This is a genomic window from Brevibacterium linens, from assembly GCF_003999335.1.
GTDB classification, from domain to species: Bacteria; Actinomycetota; Actinomycetes; order Actinomycetales; family Brevibacteriaceae; genus Brevibacterium; species Brevibacterium linens.
This window is the reverse complement of sequence record NZ_CP026734.1, coordinates 3,755,378-3,772,192: the sequence shown is the minus strand read 5'-3', so window position 1 is coordinate 3,772,192 and position 16,815 is coordinate 3,755,378. Positions and strand designations below refer to the sequence as shown.

General features: G+C 65.2%; 20 protein-coding genes. 16 read left to right on the top strand and 4 right to left on the bottom strand.

All coding sequences use genetic code 11. From position 1 onward, the window contains the following. The first annotated feature begins 160 nt into the window (after positions 1-160). The 10 genes from CXR29_RS17015 (at position 161) to CXR29_RS16970 (ending at position 10,469) form a co-directional block, all read left to right on the top strand. The gene (locus tag CXR29_RS17015; protein WP_127365195.1) at positions 161-1,477 is read left to right on the top strand and encodes a DUF445 domain-containing protein; all 1,317 of its coding nucleotides are present in this window, start codon (positions 161-163) and stop codon (positions 1,475-1,477) included. A gap of 313 nt (positions 1,478-1,790) precedes the next feature. Then, on the top strand, positions 1,791-2,522 hold the full coding sequence (locus CXR29_RS17010; RefSeq protein WP_101554936.1) for an ABC transporter ATP-binding protein: 732 nt from the start codon (positions 1,791-1,793) through the stop codon (positions 2,520-2,522). Further along, positions 2,522-3,940, top strand: a complete 1,419-nt coding sequence (locus CXR29_RS17005; protein WP_101554862.1) for an FtsX-like permease family protein — start codon at positions 2,522-2,524, stop codon at positions 3,938-3,940. The genes CXR29_RS17010 and CXR29_RS17005 overlap by 1 nt, the downstream gene beginning before the upstream one ends. Before the next feature lie 11 nt (positions 3,941-3,951). Beyond that, positions 3,952-5,334 carry an FtsX-like permease family protein gene (locus CXR29_RS17000; RefSeq protein WP_127365194.1) on the top strand — a complete coding sequence of 461 codons (1,383 nt, stop codon included), beginning with the start codon at positions 3,952-3,954 and terminating at the stop codon, positions 5,332-5,334. Positions 5,335-5,466: 132 nt separating this feature from the next. Then, complete coding sequence (dnaB, locus tag CXR29_RS16995) at positions 5,467-6,804, top strand: replicative DNA helicase (protein WP_025779630.1); 1,338 nt, start codon at positions 5,467-5,469, stop codon at positions 6,802-6,804. A gap of 14 nt (positions 6,805-6,818) precedes the next feature. Then, positions 6,819-7,520: a hypothetical protein gene (locus CXR29_RS16990; RefSeq protein ID WP_127365193.1), complete on the top strand. Its 702-nt coding sequence runs from the start codon at positions 6,819-6,821 to the stop codon at positions 7,518-7,520. 86 nt (positions 7,521-7,606) lie between these two features. Then, on the top strand, positions 7,607-7,966 hold the full coding sequence (gene cmtR / locus CXR29_RS16985) for a Cd(II)/Pb(II)-sensing metalloregulatory transcriptional regulator CmtR (RefSeq protein ID WP_127365192.1): 360 nt from the start codon (positions 7,607-7,609) through the stop codon (positions 7,964-7,966). After that, a complete protein-coding gene (locus CXR29_RS16980) occupies positions 7,963-8,679 on the top strand; it encodes a cation diffusion facilitator family transporter (protein WP_127365191.1) in 717 nt (238 codons plus the stop codon). The genes cmtR and CXR29_RS16980 overlap by 4 nt, the downstream gene beginning before the upstream one ends. Before the next feature lie 30 nt (positions 8,680-8,709). Then, positions 8,710-9,615 (top strand): LysR family transcriptional regulator, encoded by a 906-nt coding sequence (locus tag CXR29_RS16975; RefSeq protein ID WP_127365190.1) that lies wholly within the window; start codon positions 8,710-8,712, stop codon positions 9,613-9,615. Between the two features lie 23 nt (positions 9,616-9,638). Further along, positions 9,639-10,469, top strand: a complete 831-nt coding sequence (locus CXR29_RS16970) for a uroporphyrinogen-III synthase (protein ID WP_127365189.1) — start codon at positions 9,639-9,641, stop codon at positions 10,467-10,469. 169 nt (positions 10,470-10,638) lie between these two features. Here CXR29_RS16970 and CXR29_RS16965 read toward each other — a convergent pair whose 3' ends face one another. Further along, positions 10,639-10,845, bottom strand: coding sequence for a hypothetical protein (locus tag CXR29_RS16965; protein ID WP_127365188.1), 207 nt, complete (start codon positions 10,843-10,845; stop codon positions 10,639-10,641). Between the two features lie 92 nt (positions 10,846-10,937). Here CXR29_RS16965 and CXR29_RS16960 point away from each other — a divergent pair, with 92 nt between their 5' ends. Further along, positions 10,938-11,438 (top strand): SRPBCC family protein, encoded by a 501-nt coding sequence (locus tag CXR29_RS16960; RefSeq protein ID WP_127365187.1) that lies wholly within the window; start codon positions 10,938-10,940, stop codon positions 11,436-11,438. A gap of 99 nt (positions 11,439-11,537) precedes the next feature. Continuing rightward, positions 11,538-11,945 (top strand): acyl-CoA thioesterase, encoded by a 408-nt coding sequence (locus CXR29_RS16955; protein WP_101554938.1) that lies wholly within the window; start codon positions 11,538-11,540, stop codon positions 11,943-11,945. Here the strand turns inward: CXR29_RS16955 and CXR29_RS16950 are convergent. Beyond that, entirely contained in the window at positions 11,900-12,277 is a 378-nt protein-coding gene (locus CXR29_RS16950) for a peptidase dimerization domain-containing protein (protein ID WP_127365186.1), read from the bottom strand. The genes CXR29_RS16955 and CXR29_RS16950 overlap by 46 nt on opposite strands. A gap of 60 nt (positions 12,278-12,337) precedes the next feature. Next, positions 12,338-12,964 (bottom strand): HAD family hydrolase, encoded by a 627-nt coding sequence (locus CXR29_RS16945; protein WP_127365185.1) that lies wholly within the window; start codon positions 12,962-12,964, stop codon positions 12,338-12,340. 98 nt (positions 12,965-13,062) lie between these two features. Between CXR29_RS16945 and CXR29_RS16940 the strand changes: the two genes are divergently transcribed. After that, the gene (locus CXR29_RS16940) at positions 13,063-13,707 is read left to right on the top strand and encodes a GNAT family N-acetyltransferase (RefSeq protein WP_127365184.1); all 645 of its coding nucleotides are present in this window, start codon (positions 13,063-13,065) and stop codon (positions 13,705-13,707) included. A 162-nt stretch (positions 13,708-13,869) separates the two neighbouring features. Here the strand turns inward: CXR29_RS16940 and CXR29_RS16935 are convergent, their stop codons facing one another. Beyond that, on the bottom strand, positions 13,870-14,073 hold the full coding sequence (locus tag CXR29_RS16935) for a cold-shock protein (RefSeq protein ID WP_062240453.1): 204 nt from the start codon (positions 14,071-14,073) through the stop codon (positions 13,870-13,872). A 549-nt stretch (positions 14,074-14,622) separates the two neighbouring features. Here CXR29_RS16935 and CXR29_RS16930 point away from each other — a divergent pair. From CXR29_RS16930 to CXR29_RS16920, 3 genes are read left to right on the top strand one after another with little or no spacing between them, the layout of a single operon-like run. Next, positions 14,623-15,525: an LCP family protein gene (locus tag CXR29_RS16930; RefSeq protein WP_127365183.1), complete on the top strand. Its 903-nt coding sequence runs from the start codon at positions 14,623-14,625 to the stop codon at positions 15,523-15,525. A gap of 53 nt (positions 15,526-15,578) precedes the next feature. Beyond that, positions 15,579-16,016 (top strand): thioredoxin, encoded by a 438-nt coding sequence (gene trxA / locus CXR29_RS16925; RefSeq protein WP_127365182.1) that lies wholly within the window; start codon positions 15,579-15,581, stop codon positions 16,014-16,016. Further along, positions 16,013-16,732 (top strand): class I SAM-dependent methyltransferase, encoded by a 720-nt coding sequence (locus tag CXR29_RS16920; protein ID WP_127365181.1) that lies wholly within the window; start codon positions 16,013-16,015, stop codon positions 16,730-16,732. Before trxA ends, CXR29_RS16920 begins: the two co-directional genes overlap by 4 nt. The last annotated feature ends 83 nt before the right edge of the window (positions 16,733-16,815 follow it).

The window sequence follows — 16,815 nt, the reverse complement described above, 5'->3', positions numbered from 1 at the left end:
GCGGGCAACGCGGGGAAGTAAGAGTAACGGTGAGGGACGCTCGCGGGCGATAGGGCGTCCCGAGCGGTGGGGCTCTCCGCGGAATTCCCAGGTGCGAACCCGCCCGCGGATGCGTGTGGAAGTGGCGGGTTTCGCTAAAGTCGTGGAGCAGGGGGTAACGATGTCGATCGAGAAGACACCATCCGTGCCGCGCTTCGGCGCCGGCGGCGGAACCGGCGGGCCGGCCGAGCTGACGCCGGAGGATCAAGAACGCGCTCGCGGGCTGAAGAAGATGCGCACGCTCGCGCTCTCACTGCTCATCCTCGCCACCCTCATCTTCCTCTCCACCCACCTGTTCACCGACAACACCGGCGTCTGGGGGTTCGTCTCCCGCGCCTCGGAGGCGGCGATGATCGGCGCGATCGCCGACTGGTTCGCCGTCACCGCCCTCTTCCGGCACCCTCTCGGGCTGCCGATCCCGCACACCGCGATCATCCCGCGCAAGAAGGACACGCTCGGTGCGAGTCTGTCGGCCTTCGTGGCCGCGAACTTCCTCCACGCCGAGGCGGTGTCGACGAAGATCCGATCCGCCGAGATCTCCCACCGAGCCGGGAGTTGGCTGGCCAAACCCGCCAACCGAGACATCGTCGTCGACCGTGCCGCAGGAGGCCTCGAATATGTGCTCGCGCGCATCGATGACGATTCCATCAAGGCGCTGACCAGGAACGTCATCATCCCGCGGCTCGTAGCCACAAGGAAGACGCCCGTGCTCGCGCAGCTGCTGCGCCAGATCGTGCTCGACGGTGCCCACCACAAGCTCGTCGACCTCATCGTCGCCGAGGCCTATTCCTGGCTGCGTGACAACCCGCAGGTGATCGACGAGATCGTCCACAATCGGGCCCCGTCCTGGGTGCCCGATTTCGTCAACGAACAGCTTGCGAACCGGCTGCAGCGCGAAGTCCTGGGCTGGGTCGCCGACGTCCGCGACAACGAATACCACAAGGCCCGTCAGGCCCTCGACGCCTGGCTGGTCGACCTCTCCGACGACCTCGAATCCGACTCATCTCTGTCCAAGCGTGCCGAGGAGATCATCAACGACCTGCTCAGTCAGGACGGGGTCGTCGATTCGGTGCTCGAGATCTGGGTATCACTCAAACAGCTGCTGCGCGAAGCCATCATCGACGAAAGCGGCGAAGTCCGTGCCCGCATCTGGCAGCTCATCGGCGAATTCGCCGAACGGCTGCAGGCGGACTCGGACTTCTCCCGCCGCATCGATGACCGGATCGCCACCACTGCCGGTGACCTGGCCGAGAGCTTCGGCCCCGAGATCGCCAGCGTCATCTCCGACACCATCGAACGCTGGGACGCGAAGGAAGCCGCCGAGCGCATCGAACTCTACGTCGGCCGCGACCTCCAGTACATCCGCATCAACGGCACCGTCATCGGCGCGCTGGTCGGCCTCGTGATCCACACCGTCATCGTGCTCCTGCCGGGGTGAGATCGGCAGACCCGCACCGAGGTTGCCCGGTCCTCTGCGGCGGAGACGATCCAGACGTCGAAGGAGTAGACCTGTTCGGTTGCTCGGGCGGGACCACGGGCAGCCAGCCCGGATCTCGCATGTCGGTGTCGTGGTATCAGAAGACTATCAAGCACGGTGCCCTGAACTCGGTTTTCCGTCAACAGAGGTTGGGAAATCCCGCACCGGCTGACAGGCTGACTGCATAGTGCCAAGGCCCGTTGGGCGAAAACATGGAGACATGACTTCTTCACAGCATCCTGCCGCAGCGCAGCAGTCAGCATCTCAGCACCCGATGACCCAGAACTCTTCGCCCCAGCACCCCGCCATCATCACAGCCGGCACCGTCACGAAGCACTTCAACCAGACGTATGCTCTCGCCGGAGTCGATCTGACGATCGGCCTCGGCGAATCCCTGGCGATCATGGGACCCTCCGGTTCCGGCAAGACGACTCTTCTGCACTGCCTGGCCGGCATCATCAGTCCCGACAGCGGCCGCATCCGACTCTCGCCGACCGACCGCAGCGCCGCCGCCGAGATCACCTCCCTCAAAGAATCCGGCCGCACCGCTCTGCGCCGCGAGGTCTTCGGCTTCGTCTTCCAGCAAGGGCTGCTCCTGCCCGAACTCACCGCCATCGACAACGTCGCGCTCGCCGCCATGCTCGCAGGCATGAACCGCTCGGACGCCACCCAGCACGCCCGGGCCTGGCTCGACCGTCTCGGTCTGAGCGAGCACGGACACAAGCGGATCGGACAGCTCTCCGGCGGACAGGCGCAGAGAGTGGCGATCGCCCGCGCCCAGGTCACCCAGCCCGTCGTCACCTTCGCCGACGAACCGACCGGTGCCCTCGACTCCCGCACCTCGAATGAAGTCCTCACCGAGCTGCTGGGCTCCACCGTCGGACGCGGATCCACCCTCGTCGTCGTCACCCACGATGAGAACGTCGCCGCCCGCTGCTCCCGGGTCGTCAGGCTCGCCGATGGCCGCATCGTCGCCGACTCCGCACTGCAGGAAGCCGCACAGTGATGAATCTCCTTCCCCTCCTCCTGTCCAAGCAGTCCCTGACCTCGACGACGTCGCGGCTCGTCGGGATCGCGTTCTTCTCCTGCTCGACGATCTTCCTCACCGTGGCCGCCGGCGCCTGGGCGTTCATCGACCGCCCCGAGGTCACCGGATACGCCGAGGTGGCCGAGCTCTACCAGCTCCTCGCCGTCCTCGCCACGGTCTTCCTCATCGTGCCCGCGACCAGCCTCGGGGCCGCCTCGGCGAAACTGAGCGCCCGCCGTCAGGACGAACGACTCTCGACCCTGTCCCTGCTCGGGGCGCAACGCAGCACGATCCGCCTCGTCGCCGTCGCCGAACCCTTCATCCCCGCCTCGGCGGGCATCCTCGCCGGAATCGGCGGCTACCTGCTGGTGGCGTGGCCGCTGAGCTTCATCACGTTCGTCGGCGAACCTTTGGGCTACCAGGCACTGCTCATGCCGGTCTGGCTGCTCGCCGCGGTCGTCGCCGGCCTCCTTGCCGTCTGTCTGATCGCCTCGCTCATCGGCCTGCGCAAGATCCAGGTCTCCCCGCTGGGCGTGCGCACCCGGTCGCTGCCCCGGAGATTCCCCCTGGCCCGCATCATCACGGTCATCGTGCTCATCCTCATCGTGGCCATCGCGACCTATGTCTCCACCCAGATGGAGCTGCCGATGGCGGTGACGATCATGTACAGCATCGCCACGATCGGCATCACCCTCCTGCTCATCAGCGTCCTCGGCGTCCTGTGCATCCGCGTCCACGCCGGCATCGCCGGCAGAATCGCCCGCGGTCCCGCCTCGGTGATGGCGGCGGGAATGATCGCCGACGCTCCCGGACAGTACTGGCGCCGGGTCGCCGGGCTGGCGATGATCACCTTCATCGCCGTCGTCGGAGGGGCGGGAACGGCGATGATGCGCAGCGGCCAGGAGGACTTCTCCGCCGAGGACCGCGCGGTCATGGGTCCGTACGTCCACCTCGGCGACGATATCTTCACAGGACTCATCCTCACCCTGGTCATCGCCTTCGTCCTCGTCATCGTCTCGGCCACGATCAACCAGGCCGCAGACATCCTCGACCGGGCTCAGACCTACCGCGAGCTCCACGCCGCCGGAATGACCCAGCAGATGATGCACCGGGTGACCGTCAACGCCGTGATGTCGCCGATCCTGCTGGTCACCGTCGTCTCCCTGTTCCTCGGCGGAATCCTCGCCTGGCTCATGGCTTCGGTGAGCGACCTCGGCGATCCGTTCACCATCGGAACCGTCGCCGCCGTCCTCGTGGCCGGGGTTGCGATGGTGTGGCTGGGGCTGCAGGTCACCCGCCCGCTCGTCCGCCGGGTCACCGAGATCGATCCCGACAACCGCACCCTCGCCGAGGCGGCACCCGAGAACCGGGCCACCGCCGAGGCGACCATGGCCTGAGAGGAGACCCGATGTCCACGTCGTTGACAGCCGTTCCCCTCGTCCTCGGACGGAGATCGCTGACTTCGGCGAGCTCCGTGCTCGTGGCCGCCGCGTTCTTCGCGTGTGCCACGCTGTTCCTCACCGTGGCGGCCGGGACCTGGATGTTCTTCCAGATCCCACCGAGTCCCGATCCCGCGGACGAGGGTCTCGACATCATGTACAAGACCCTCGCGGCCCTGGCCACGGCTCTGCTGATCATCCCCGCCTCCACCCTGGCATCGGCCTCGGCGACCCTGTCGGCACGTCGCCAGGACGAACGGCTGTCGACGATGTCGCTGCTCGGGGCCCGACGCTCCCAGATCACTGCGCTCGCCGTGACCGAACCGCTCATCCCGGCCCTGGCCGGCATCGTCCTCGGGGTTCTCGGCTACCTGGGGCTGGCCCTGCCGGTCAGCTTCATCCACTTCATGGGTGAACCCATCGGGTACCAGAACATGCTCATGCCCGCGTGGCTCATCCTCGTCGTGGTCGTCTTCCTCGCCCTGGTCTGCGCGGGCTCGGCCCTGCTGGGTCTGCGCAAGGTCGCGGTCTCTCCGTTGGGGGTGCGGACGAAGAGTCTGGAGCGGAAGTTCCCCGTGGCCAAGGTCATCGTCACGGTGCTCGTGATCTGCCTGCTGCCGGTCGTCTTCGCGCTCACCCAGAGCGGCGGTCTCGGCGTGGGGATCGTGCTCGGCGCGATGGTCGGATTCTTCGCTCTCGGGCTGGTCGTCGTCGACCTCCTGGGCGGGCTCCTCGTCCGCTGGTTCGCCCACCTGTCCGGTCGGCGAGCCGCCACCCCGGAGCGCCTCATCGCGGCCCGCCTGGTCTCCGACGAACCCAAACGGTTCTGGCGCCGTGTGTCCGGACTCGCGATGGCGGCCTTCACCGCAGCCGTCTGCGGGTCGGGGGTGGCGCTGATGCAGCTCGGCCTCGACGCCGCCGAGGACTCTGAAGTGGGAGTGAGCGAGGCCGAGACCCACCTCTTCCACGACATGTTCACCGGGGTGCTGCTCGTCATGGGCATCGCGATCGTGCTCATCGGTGTCTCGGCGGTGATCAACCAGGTCGCCGACATCTACGACCGAGCCGACACCTTCTCCGATCTCTATGCCGCCGGCGCCGATCCCAGGCTTCTGCACCGTGCGCTGGTCCGCGCCGTCATGGCCCCGGCGATCTGGGTGTCCCTGCTGGCCGGAGGCCTCGGGCTGCTGCTAGTCCTGCCCCTGGCCGGAGCCGCGCTCGTGTTCAAGCCGGTCACCTTCCTCACGATCCTGCTCACCGTGGTCGTCGGCATCGGAATCATCCGCGGTGGACTGCAGCTGACGAAGCCGATTCTGCACTCCGTGGCCACGGCCGGGAGGTCTCGGGACTGAAGTTTCTGTGTCAGTGCCGCCTCCTACGATGGCAGGTGTCGAGCCGATGGGACCCTCCCCGGGTCTCCGGGTACAGTTGGAGCGCACCACATGAGGGTGGGCGATCCGATGCTGTGAGGAAGAGGAAATCGAGTGAGCAACGACCAGGGCTATGACGGTCTGAGGACCCCTCCGCAGGACGTCGAGGCCGAGCAGAGCGTGCTCGGTGCGATGCTTCTGTCGAAGGACGCCATCGCCGACTGCGTCGAGACGATGAATGGCGATGACTTCTACAAGCCCGCTCACGAAACCATCTACGAGGCGGTCCTCGACCTCTATTCCCGGGGTGAGCCCGCGGACTCGGTGACGGTGGCGAACTACCTGACGAAGACCGGCGACCTCGCCCGCGTCGGCGGTGCCGCCTACCTGCACACCCTCATCTCGTCGGTCCCGACCGCCGCCAACGCCGGATACTATGCCGCGATCGTCAGCGAACAGGCCGTGCTGCGCCGCCTCGTCGAGGCCGGCACCCGCATCGTGCAGATGGGCTACGACGCCGAAGGCGACACCGATGACGTCGTGAACTCCGCTCAGGCGGAGATCTACAAGGTCACCGAACGCCATACGACAGAGGATTACGTCATCCTCTCCGACATCCTCGGCGAGGTGGCCCAGGAGATCGAACGCAACGGCAACACCGATGGGCAGACCGCGGGTGTGCCCACCGGTTTCACCGAGTTCGACAACCTCACCAACGGTCTGCATCCGGGCACGATGATCGTCATCGCCGCGCGTCCCGGTGTCGGCAAGTCGACTCTGGCGCTCGACTTCATCCGTTCGGCTGCGATCCACAATGATGCGGCCGCTGTGTTCTTCTCGCTCGAGATGGGCAAGAACGAACTCGTCATGCGTCTGCTCTCGGCCGAGTCGGAGATTCCGCTGCAGAACCTGCGCCGCGGCGAGCTCAGTCCGCACGACTGGACGACGCTGGCCGCGACGGAGGCCCGGATCAACAATGCGCCGCTGTTCGTCGACGATTCGCCGAACATGGCGCTGACCGAGATCCGCGCGAAGTGCCGACGGCTCAAGCAGCAGCACAATCTGCAGATGGTCTGCGTCGACTACCTGCAGCTGATGTCCTCGGGCAAACGCGTCGAATCCCGCCAGCAGGAGGTTTCGGAGTTCTCGCGTTCGCTCAAGCTGCTGGCCAAGGAGCTCGAGGTTCCGGTCATCGCGTTGTCCCAGCTCAACCGCGGCAGTGAGCAGCGCACGGACAAGCGGCCGATGATCTCGGACCTGCGTGAGTCTGGTTCGATCGAGCAGGACGCGGATATGGTCCTCCTCATCCACCGTGAGGACATGTACGACAAGGAACACGAACGTGCCGGTGAGGCCGACATCATCGTCGCCAAGCACCGTGCCGGTCCGACGATGGACATTCCCGTGGCGTTCCAGGGCGCGAAGTCCCGATTCGTCAACATGCCGCAGTGACGAACGGGGCTTGAATGGACGCCTACTGGATGCGCGGCAAGTGGGGCGACGGCGGGAAGAGTGAGCGCCGCTGGAACCAGGGCAGCCGGAATCCGCTGACCATTATCATCACCGGTGCTGTCTTCTTCGTCGGCACGGGTGCGGTCTTCACGATCGGATACCTGTATCCGGACCAACTGCTGTTCACGATCATCCTCGGATGCTTCGTGTTCCTCGGCGTCACTCTGGCGATGCGCAGGTTCATGGGACACACGCCGGCGTATTGGTACACCGGACCATTCGTGGCCATTGCGCTCATCGGCACTGTGATGCTCGGCGAGGATCTCGCTTTGTCTCAGGCTGGCGAACTCACCGAGGTGGTCGTCGCCGATCACAAAGTCGAGCAGAAGACCGTGCACAGTTCCAATCCGCCCAGGTCGCGGCAGGTCTATGTTCATACCTACAGCCTCGAGCGCACCGACGGCACCCCCGTCGCCGAACCGCTGATCTACCGCGGTAAGGACGGATACGACGACTTCGATGAGGGCGACACGATCTCCGTCCTCATCGATCCGGAAGGGAAGGCACCGACCAAACCGGCCGAGGACGTGGATCTGCCTGCCGATATCGGCATCCTCGTCACCGGACTGGTCACCTCGGGGATCGTGTTCCTCATCTGTCTGATCGTCGTGCTGCTGCGCTGGACACGCTCGCCGTCGCAGCAGCACGTGCGCTGACGACCGGGCGGCAGACGTCGGAGAGGCCTTCATTCCGTCGTGAGCGACCCGCGACAACAGGTCAGCATAGGCTGTATAGTCAGCATATGCTGACTATTGCTTCCCGTGTCGATGCCATGCAGCGCCTCGGCCGCGCGATGGCCGATCCCACACGATCACGGATTCTGCTGTCGCTGCTCTCCGAGCCCGGCTATCCTGCGCGCTTGGCAAGTGATCTGGGACTGACGCGCACCAATGTCTCGAACCACCTCGCCTGCCTGCGAGGATGCGGAATCGTGGTGGCCGAACCTGAAGGACGGCGGACGCGCTACGAGATCGCCGACCCTCATCTGGCAACAGCCCTCTCTGCTCTTGTCGCGACGACTCTGGCAGTCGATGAGAACGCGCCATGTGTCGATTCCGATTGCACGGTGGTCGGCTGCTGTGACGTTGGACCGAGCCGATGACCGAGACTGCGCCGCGAAGGGACAGAGCAGCAGTTCTGCGGAAGCGGATCCGGATCATCGTTGCCATCACCATCACTTGGAACGTGATTGAAGCGGTCGTTGCCATTGCTGCAGGCGGAGCAGCCTCCTCGGCGGCTCTCATCGGGTTCGGACTCGATTCGATTATCGAGGTTCTCTCTGCCGCAGCGGTAGCCTGGCAATTCTCGGCAGCGGAACCCCAGCGCCGGGAACGGGTCGCTCTGCGGGTCATCGCAGTATCTTTCTTCGCGCTCGCGGTCTACGTCAGCGTGGACGCTGTTGTGTCCATGGTGGGCCCGCGACAGCCTGAACATTCGACCGTCGGCATCATCATCGCCGCACTCAGCATGCTGGTGATGCCGTTCCTCAGCTGGTTCGAGCGGAGGACGGGACGAGAACTGGGATCTGCTACGGCTGTCGCTGATTCCAAGCAGACCCTCATCTGCACCTATCTCAGCGCCGCAGTGCTGATCGGGGTCCTGCTCAACAGCCTGCTGGGGTGGGCCTGGGCCGATTCCGTCGCAGCTCTCATCATCGCGGTCTTCGCCGTTCGGGAAGGAGTCGAAGCCTGGCGAGGGGACGCGTGTTGCGCGGTTCCGGCTGCGGTTCTCACCGGCGAGCGTACAGAAGGGTGCTGTGCTGAAGATGATCCGGACGACGGGTGCCGAAACGCGTGTTGTGCTGCCGACATATAGCGTCGAGTAAGCCCGCCTACTATGGCTGACATGGACACCACTCCCAACGATCTGCTCGTGCTGCTGACCGTCTCCCGCACCGCGAAGTTCACGACGGCGGCACACAATCTCGGGCTCACCCATTCGACGGTCTCCCGCCGCATCGTCGCCTTGGAGAAATCCTTGGGCGGACGCGTGCTGGCCCGCTCGGACGACGGATGGGAGCTGACCGACCTCGGGGAACGAGCCGTCGCGGTGGCCGAACAGATGGAGACCGCGGTCGCCGAACTCGAGAGTCCCGGACAGGGCCCGGAGACGGTGTCCGGAGTGGTGCGGATGACCGCGACGGATGGGTTCAGCGCCTATGTCGCCTCCCCGGCGGTCGCGAAGCTGCGACGTCGGCACCCCGGGCTGAGTGTCGAGATCGTCACCGTCACCCGACAGGCCCTGCAGCAGCGGTCCGGTCTCGACATCGAGGTCGTCGTCGGGGAACCGCGCGTGCACCGGGCGGAGGCGATCAGGCTCGGTGACTACGAACTCGGCCTCTATGCCTCACGCGACTATCTGGCGTCCACCGGCACCCCCGCCTCGGTGGAGGACGTCAGCGACCATCGACTCGTCTATTTCGTCGATTCCATGCTCCAGGTCGACGACCTCGATGCGCCGAGGCGGCTGTTTCCCGAGATGAAGGATGCACTGACCTCGACGAATGTCTTCGTCCACGTCGAGGCGACCCGGGCGGGAGCCGGCATCGGATTCCTCCCGTGTTTCATGGCCGACCGGCACCCCGACCTCATTCGGCTCTTCCCCGACGAGGTGGCCGAGCGCCTGCCCTACTGGATGGTGCTCAGGTCCGATTCGATGCGGCGACCGGCGATCGCCGTCGTCGTGCAGGGGCTCAAGGATGAGATGCTCGCCCACCAGGCTGCTCTCGAAGGCCGGAAGTTGCCCCGGTGAGGCGGCGCGACCAGGATGTGAGCATGAACCAGCCCCGTACTGACTTAGGCGACGAACTGGCCGGACGCCGCATCGTGCTCACCGCTCAGCGGCGCGCGGAGCAGCTCGCCTCCGCCCTCGAGCGTCACGGCGCCACGATCGTGCACGCCCCGACCCTGTCCGTCATCCCTCACATCGATGATCCCGAGCTTGTTGCACGCACCCGTGAACTCATCGAGGACCGGCCGGACATCGTCGTGGTCACGACCGGCGTCGGATTCACCGGCTGGGGCGACGTGGCTGAAGCCGCGGGTCTGTGCGAGGACTGGCACGCGATGCTCGCCGGAGCTCGGATCTACGCCCGCGGCCCCAAGGCACGCGGGGCGATTCAGGCCGCCGGACTGAGCGCTCACTGGGTCGCCGAATCCGAGACGAGCGCAGAGATCCAGCAGGTCCTCCTCGGCGAAGGTGTGGATGGTCAGCGGATCGCCGTGCAGCATCACGGTGCCGGCGCCGACGGACTCGATGAGGCCTTCGTCGCGGCAGGCGCCGACGTCCGCGCCCTCGTCATCTACCGGTGGGGTCCGGCGCCCGATCCGGCCGCCGTGGTCGACGCGGTCGGCCTCGTCGCGCAGCGCAGGTGCGACGCCGTGGCCTTCACCTCAGCACCCGGGGCGACAGCCTTTCTCACCGCGGCCGAGGAGCAGGGACTGCTGCCGGCCGTGATCGCGGCATTCAACGAATCAGTGGTCGCGGCAGCAGTCGGCGACGTCACCGCAGCGCCGCTGCATGAACAGGGCATCAGAACCGTGATTCCCGAGCGATTCCGACTCGGAGCCCTCGCACGTCTGCTGATCAGCGAACTCGCCGAATGATCACAGTCTGACGCGAATTCGATGTCGACGCCGTCTGCCTCGCGCAGTGCGCCGATCACCTCTGCCTCAGCGGTCAGTGCGCTCTTCACCGTCGTCGGGACGGTGCCGAACGGTGCGATCGTCATGCTCAGTCGACGGTTGATAGCAGAGCAGTCAACGGCGCAGAAGCTCAGATCTGGTCCGGTCGCCTTCGCTGTCGTCGGATGCGGTCGGCGCCCCGCGCATGGAGTGCAGTCATCGCGGATCCCGGTGGGCTGTTCTGGATGCCGCAGGGTCCCGCGGCGTCAAGGAGTGAGTTGTGGCTGAGTCGCTCATCGAGGTGATGAGCTCGGAGGCGGAAGGCGATGATCTCGTCGTTCGTCGCGGAGTCGGCCATGTGCCCAGGCTAGCTCAGGACCCGTGTTTGAATGGGGCCATGTGCACGGCCGGCTTCAGGTGCGTGCACGACCACAATGAGAAGGGACGACGATGACGCGAACGATGCAGGTCAGCGACAGTATGGTGATCAAAGCCGACGCCGCCGGGCTCTGGGCGCAGATCGCCGATCCGACCCAGATGGCCCGATGGAGCCCGGAGAACACGGGCGCAAGCACGCGTACGACTGCAGGTCCGCTGCAGACAGGCGACGTCTTCGAAGGCACGAACCGTCGCGGGCCGGCGACGTGGGTGACCGAATGCGTCGTCACCGAGTCTGTGCCCGGCAAACGGTTCGCCTTCACCGTGCGCCGGATCGGGCCCCGAACTCCCAGCATCGAAGGACCGAACGCGAGCTGGGCATACGAGTTCGAGGACCTCGGCGAGGCGACTCGAGTGACAGAGTCGTGGACGGACGATCGCCGCGCTTGGCCCGACTGGCTGGCCTGGGTCTTCGACCACATTGTCACACGGGGCCGGAGCTTCGCGGACTTCCAGCGATTGAACATCCGGCAAACCCTCACCGCCATGAAGGATGACGTCGAAAAGCGGTGACACGGACGAAACGAGGGCGAAACAACTCCTCGCTACTCTGATCGCATGACAGCGACGGCACAGTCCACAGAGAGCTCCGCCCGCCACGATGTGGAGGGGATGAACTTCTATACCCGCAAGTGGGTGCGGCCTGAAGACCTCAACGCCAACGGCTCCCTCTTCGGCGGCAGCCTGCTGAGGTGGATCGACGAGGAGGCCGCGATCTACGCGATCATTCAGCTCGGCAACCATCGAGTTGTGACGAAGCTGATCTCCGAGATCGACTTCCAGGCTTCGGCGAGGGAAGGCGATCTCATCGAGATGGGGCTTCTCGCCACGCATTTCGGACGCACCTCACTGACGATGAGGGCCCGGGTGCGCAATATGATCACTCGCAGATCCATCCTCAGCATCGACAAGATCGTATTCGTCGGTGTCGACGAGGACGGCACTCCGATTCCCCACGGGTACACGACGATCACCTATGACCGAGACCGAATGCCCGAACCACACGGGAAGATCTCGTAGGAGAGACCGCGGTCCGACGCGGTCGCAGGTGTCGCCTCCTGGACCGCCTCGGTGCCGAAGAACTCGGTGGGAGCCTCGGTGATGGTGTCATTGACCGCCTCACTGGTGACCGTCAGCGGGAACTGGTCGAAGTACTCGAAGGTCGGTTCCTTCGGCGTCCCGGCGGCCTCGTATTCGCCGCGGACGATCCGCTCGATCGACGCGATGACTCTCTTGCGCACCGCAGTGTCGTAGGTGCGGACGTTGAGCAGCAGCTCGGCGCGATCAGGGGTGATATTCGACTTCGGCCCAGCGTTCGACGCACCGACGGTGACGACGCGGACATTTTTCACAGTATCAGCGGGTGAGGAGCCCGTTCAGGGGTGTTGGTCGAGCGGCTCGAGGTGAGCAGCCTATTGAGCGAGCAGACCTCGTTCGGACAGGTCCGTGCGCAGCGAGGCGGCTCCTGAGAACACATGACCGATGAAGCCGAGGCGTTGTGCTGCCTCTACGTTGGCGGGCAGATCATCGACGAAGACAGTCCGGGCCGGGTCGAGGTCGAATCGGTCCCGGGTCAGTTCGAAGATTGCCGGATCGGGTTTGACGAGGCCGACCTTTCCCGAGACGACGATGTCTTCGAGTTCGCTGATCGCAGGCGCGACGACGGGGGCATGGTGGATGGTCTCAGCCGACCAGTTCGAGAGCCCGAGCAGGCGGACGCCGGCGGACTTGAGATCTGCGACGATCTCGGCCATGCCGTCGATCGGACCGGTCAGGGATTTGTCGAAGTTCTCGTAGTAGCCGGCGACGATCTTACCGTGGCGGGGGTCCGCCTCGGCGGCTCGGGCGACGATATCGGTGATCGAAACGCCGGAGTCAGCCGCGGTATTGAGCGTGGGGAAGTCGGCCGCCTCGGCGAAGGAATGCCATTCATCGGCACTCATACGATCGGCCAGAGGCCCTGTCTGATCCCAGCCGATGAGCACATTGCCGAGGTCGAAGACGATGGTCGTCGGGGTCGGGCGATCGGGTTCGGTCATGGGCCACCACCTGTTATCGGCATCCTGGAGTCAAACCCCACGCTACCCGGAGCCGACGGACCATTGTGGATTCGGTCCGGCTGGCCTAGGTTGGTTTCATGATCGGCTACCCGCCCCTGCAGATCCGGGTGAAGACTCCCCGGCTCGAGCTCGTCGGTGCTGCCGATGAGATGCTTGCGGCGCTCGCCCCTCTTGTGCGGGACGGCAAGGTCTTCGCGGAACCCGCTCCCTACGACGATCCGATGTCGTTCTACGAATCCGACCCGGACGTGCGGGTGAGCAGGTGGCTCCAGAGCGTGTGGCGTGGTCGGGGGCGGTTCTCTCCTTCTGACTTCCGGTTGGCCTTCGCCGTCCTCGTCGATGGTGAGGCCGTGGGGATGCAGGACCTCATTGCGGAGAAATTCGACTCCTGCGGGACGTTCGCGTCATTCTCCTGGCTGTCGACGGATGTGCGCGGTCGCGGCCTCGGCACGGAGATGCGCAGTTCTCTGCTCCATCTTGCGTTCGCAGGGCTCGGGGCTAGTGAGGCCGGTTCCGATGCGTTCGTCGACAACATCGGATCGAACAAGGTGTCTGAAGCCTTGGGGTACGAGCGCAACGGCGTCGACTGGGACATCCGCCGAGGCGAGCCGGGCCTCCTCCAACGTTGGCGCCTGACCCGCGAAGCGTGGGAAACCAGACGGCGGAACGACATCGACCTCACCGGAGTCGAGGACTTCTGCACTTTCCTAGCCCACCACTAATTGCTACCTGACGGCGGCCCAGCAACCTCTCGCGAGGTATCTGGGCCCCCGTCAGGTAGCAATTGGGGAGGAGACGACAGCGACCCTGCGTTCACACCAAGTGGGTGAACGCAGGGTCGCTGGTGAATCTCAGAAGTCTCTAGGTGAGACTCTCAAAGAGTCTCAGAGGCCGCGGACGCGAGTCGCCTGCAGGCCCTTGGAGCCCATCTCCGAGTCGAACTCGACGTTCTGACCCTCGGTGAGCTCGCGGTAGCCGGAGGCTTCGATCGCGGAGAAGTGAGTGAACACGTCAGCCGAACCGTCGTCAGGCTGGATGAATCCGAAACCCTTTTCCGCGTTGAACCATTTCACGGTACCTGTTGCCATAATCTTTGTATCCTTATTTTTTAACTGATGACCGCTGCTGCGATCGTGATGGTCGAACCCATTGCTGGATCCGGCTTTCCCGCTGGCTGGACTGGATCTTCAGACGCAGATCCAACGAAAACTTGTGGGTGAACCGAGGACTCGGAATCGAAGGTGAGGGTGAGTTCTCTGATGTGAGGTCTCTGTCTCAGACGAAATCGTGGGGATACTCGGTTTCGATCATGCACTCGAAGGTGCTGGACGGAAGTCGAAAAACGACTGAACTGGGAAAAATCATGAGGGGCGCGGAAGGCAGGCACGCGCCGACGGGCAAACACATGGTGACGAGCGAATCTACCTGCTCTTCAGACACCATCTGCTCCGCACATTTCTGTACGAGAACGATTCCAGCTTAACAGAGCGATCGCACTGTTGGTGATTTCGGCCGATCTATTTCAATCGAGAGATGGCACACGGTTTTATGCACACGACCGCGCCAGTGTTTAGGATTGTATACATTCCGTTTTGTATGCAATCCGTCGTGACCCCGGACGCAGGAGCACCCGAACCGTGGACAACGAAGAATCGTCACCGCCGCCAGGACCCCGCCGACAGCGACGCCTCGCCGCGAAGTACCGGCGCCGGCGCACCTTCGTCGCCGTGGCCGCGGTCCTCATCATCGGCGCCCCCGTGACGATCGCGGTGGCGGTGCACAACCTCGGCGCGAACATCGCCTCCTCACCGCTGCGCGCCCACGGCGGCGACGTCCCCGAGAAGCTCACCGATGAGACGAACGTCCTCATCATCGGATCCGACACTCGCGATCTCGAGTCGGCAAAGGATGCCTCCGATGATTCGGGCTCGGATTCCGAAGCGAACTCCGGGGCCGCCTCGGCGAAGGGATTCGGCAGCGCCGAAGGGGCTCGCAGCGATGCGATGATCCTCGCCCACGTCGCCGCCGATGGCGACCGCATCGACGCCGTGCAGATCCCACGTGACACGATCATGGACATTCCCGCCTGCGACGACACCGGCCACGGAGCCACAGAGGCCACACACGGAATGATCAACTCGGCCCTCAACGCCGGACCCGCCTGTTCGGTCTCCGCCGCCGAGGTGCTCACCGGAGTGCGCGTCGACCACTTCATCAACGTCGACTTCGACGGATTCTCAGCGATCGTCGACGCACTCGACGGGATCACCGTCGACCTCGACGAACCGCTCACCGACCCCAAGGCGAACCTCGACTTGCCCGCAGGCCACCAGACCATCGGCGGCGACGACGCCCTCGCCCTGGCCCGGACACGGCACGCCGTGGGCGATGGCAGCGACATCTCACGGATGGGCAACCAGCAGATGGTCATGGGGGCCATCATCGACCGCGCCAAGAGCGGCCAGGTCCTCACCCGGCCCGACCGCCTGTACGGATTGCTCGACGCTGTGACCTCGACGATCGCCGACGTCCTCGACTGAGTCAACCCCCTCCGTCCAGGCGATATTCATCTGCGGCTCCTAGACTGGCCGACATGTCTACGATCGAAATCACGCAAGACAACTTCGAGTCGACCATCAACGACAACGAGATCATCCTCCTCGACTTCTGGGCCGATTGGTGCGGCCCCTGCAAGCAGTTCGCCCCGGTCTTCGAACAGGCCGCCGAGGCCAACCCCGACATCGTCTTCGGAAAGATCGACACCGAAGCTCAGCAGCAGCTGGCCGGACTCTTCGCGATCTCCTCGATCCCGACCCTCGTCGCCTTCCGCCAGGGCATCGTCGTCTTCGCCCAGCCCGGCGCGCTCGCCGCCCCGCAGCTCGAGCAGGTCATCACCGCCGTCAAGGGACTCGACATGGACGAAGTCCGTGCCGAACTGGCCAAGCAGGAAGCCCCCGCTGCTGCAGAGACCGACGGCGCGGACGGTGCCGCCCCCGATTCGATCCCTGCCGACCCGGGCGTCGACAAGTGACCGCGACCAGCAGCAACGACCACACCCACGCAGACAGAACCGGCGCAGACGGCGCCGGCGTGCCCGATTCCGTGGCCGCCTGGGAAGAGCGCTACGCCGAGGCCGACGACGCCATCTGGTCCGGAAACCCGAACGAGGCCCTCGTGGCCGTCGTCTCCGAGATGACCCCCGGCCGCGTCCTCGACGTCGGCTGCGGTGAAGGCGCTGACATCGTCTGGATGGCCGAGAACGGCTGGGACGCCACCGGCATCGACCTGTCGACCACGGCCATCGACCGTGCCCGCCGGGCCGCCGAATCCCGCGGAGCCTCCGCCGAATTCGCCGTCGCCGACGTCTCCACCTGGGAACCGGAGGACCCGGATCGCCGAGGCGGCTTCGACCTCGTCACCGGATCCTTCCTCCACACCCGGCTGCCCGACACCCGAGAGGAACTGCTCACTCGGGTCGCCGCGCACGTGGCACCGGGCGGGGCCCTCCTGCTCGTCTCCCACGCGACGATGCCGCCGTGGGCCGCCGAACACAGTGAGAAGTTCGAGCACGGCATGGAACACCACCATGAGCTGGTCAGCCCGAACGGGGACTTCGCCCTCCTCATCGGCGCCAGCCCGCACCGGTGGGAGATCGAACTCGCCGACACCCGCACCCGTCAGGTGACCTCACCGTCCGGCGAACCTGCCGAACTCGAGGACGCGATCCTCCTGGCCCGTCGGGTCTGAGCTGAACGACCTGAACTCCAAGCTCCACAACCTGACCTCCGAGTTCAGGAACCCGAACACGGCACCCAGCGCCGAGGCGGCTG

Excerpts from the sequence above, each read along its gene's own strand:
- CXR29_RS17015 (WP_127365195.1), top strand. The coding sequence starts at position 161 with ATGTCGATCGAGAAGACACCATCCGTGCCGCGCTTCGGCGCCGGCGGC.
- CXR29_RS17010 (WP_101554936.1), top strand. The coding sequence starts at position 1,791 with ATGACCCAGAACTCTTCGCCCCAGCACCCCGCCATCATCACAGCCGGC.
- CXR29_RS17005 (WP_101554862.1), top strand. The coding sequence starts at position 2,522 with ATGAATCTCCTTCCCCTCCTCCTGTCCAAGCAGTCCCTGACCTCGACG.
- CXR29_RS17000 (WP_127365194.1), top strand. The coding sequence starts at position 3,952 with ATGTCCACGTCGTTGACAGCCGTTCCCCTCGTCCTCGGACGGAGATCG.
- CXR29_RS16990 (WP_127365193.1), top strand. The coding sequence starts at position 6,819 with ATGGACGCCTACTGGATGCGCGGCAAGTGGGGCGACGGCGGGAAGAGT.
- cmtR (WP_127365192.1), top strand. The coding sequence starts at position 7,607 with ATGCTGACTATTGCTTCCCGTGTCGATGCCATGCAGCGCCTCGGCCGC.
- CXR29_RS16980 (WP_127365191.1), top strand. The coding sequence starts at position 7,963 with ATGACCGAGACTGCGCCGCGAAGGGACAGAGCAGCAGTTCTGCGGAAG.
- CXR29_RS16975 (WP_127365190.1), top strand. The coding sequence starts at position 8,710 with ATGGACACCACTCCCAACGATCTGCTCGTGCTGCTGACCGTCTCCCGC.
- CXR29_RS16970 (WP_127365189.1), top strand. The coding sequence starts at position 9,639 with ATGAACCAGCCCCGTACTGACTTAGGCGACGAACTGGCCGGACGCCGC.
- CXR29_RS16965 (WP_127365188.1), bottom strand. The coding sequence starts at position 10,845 with ATGGCCGACTCCGCGACGAACGACGAGATCATCGCCTTCCGCCTCCGA.
- CXR29_RS16960 (WP_127365187.1), top strand. The coding sequence starts at position 10,938 with ATGACGCGAACGATGCAGGTCAGCGACAGTATGGTGATCAAAGCCGAC.
- CXR29_RS16955 (WP_101554938.1), top strand. The coding sequence starts at position 11,538 with ATGAACTTCTATACCCGCAAGTGGGTGCGGCCTGAAGACCTCAACGCC.
- CXR29_RS16945 (WP_127365185.1), bottom strand. The coding sequence starts at position 12,964 with ATGACCGAACCCGATCGCCCGACCCCGACGACCATCGTCTTCGACCTC.
- CXR29_RS16940 (WP_127365184.1), top strand. The coding sequence starts at position 13,063 with ATGATCGGCTACCCGCCCCTGCAGATCCGGGTGAAGACTCCCCGGCTC.
- CXR29_RS16935 (WP_062240453.1), bottom strand. The coding sequence starts at position 14,073 with ATGGCAACAGGTACCGTGAAATGGTTCAACGCGGAAAAGGGTTTCGGA.
- trxA (WP_127365182.1), top strand. The coding sequence starts at position 15,579 with ATGTCTACGATCGAAATCACGCAAGACAACTTCGAGTCGACCATCAAC.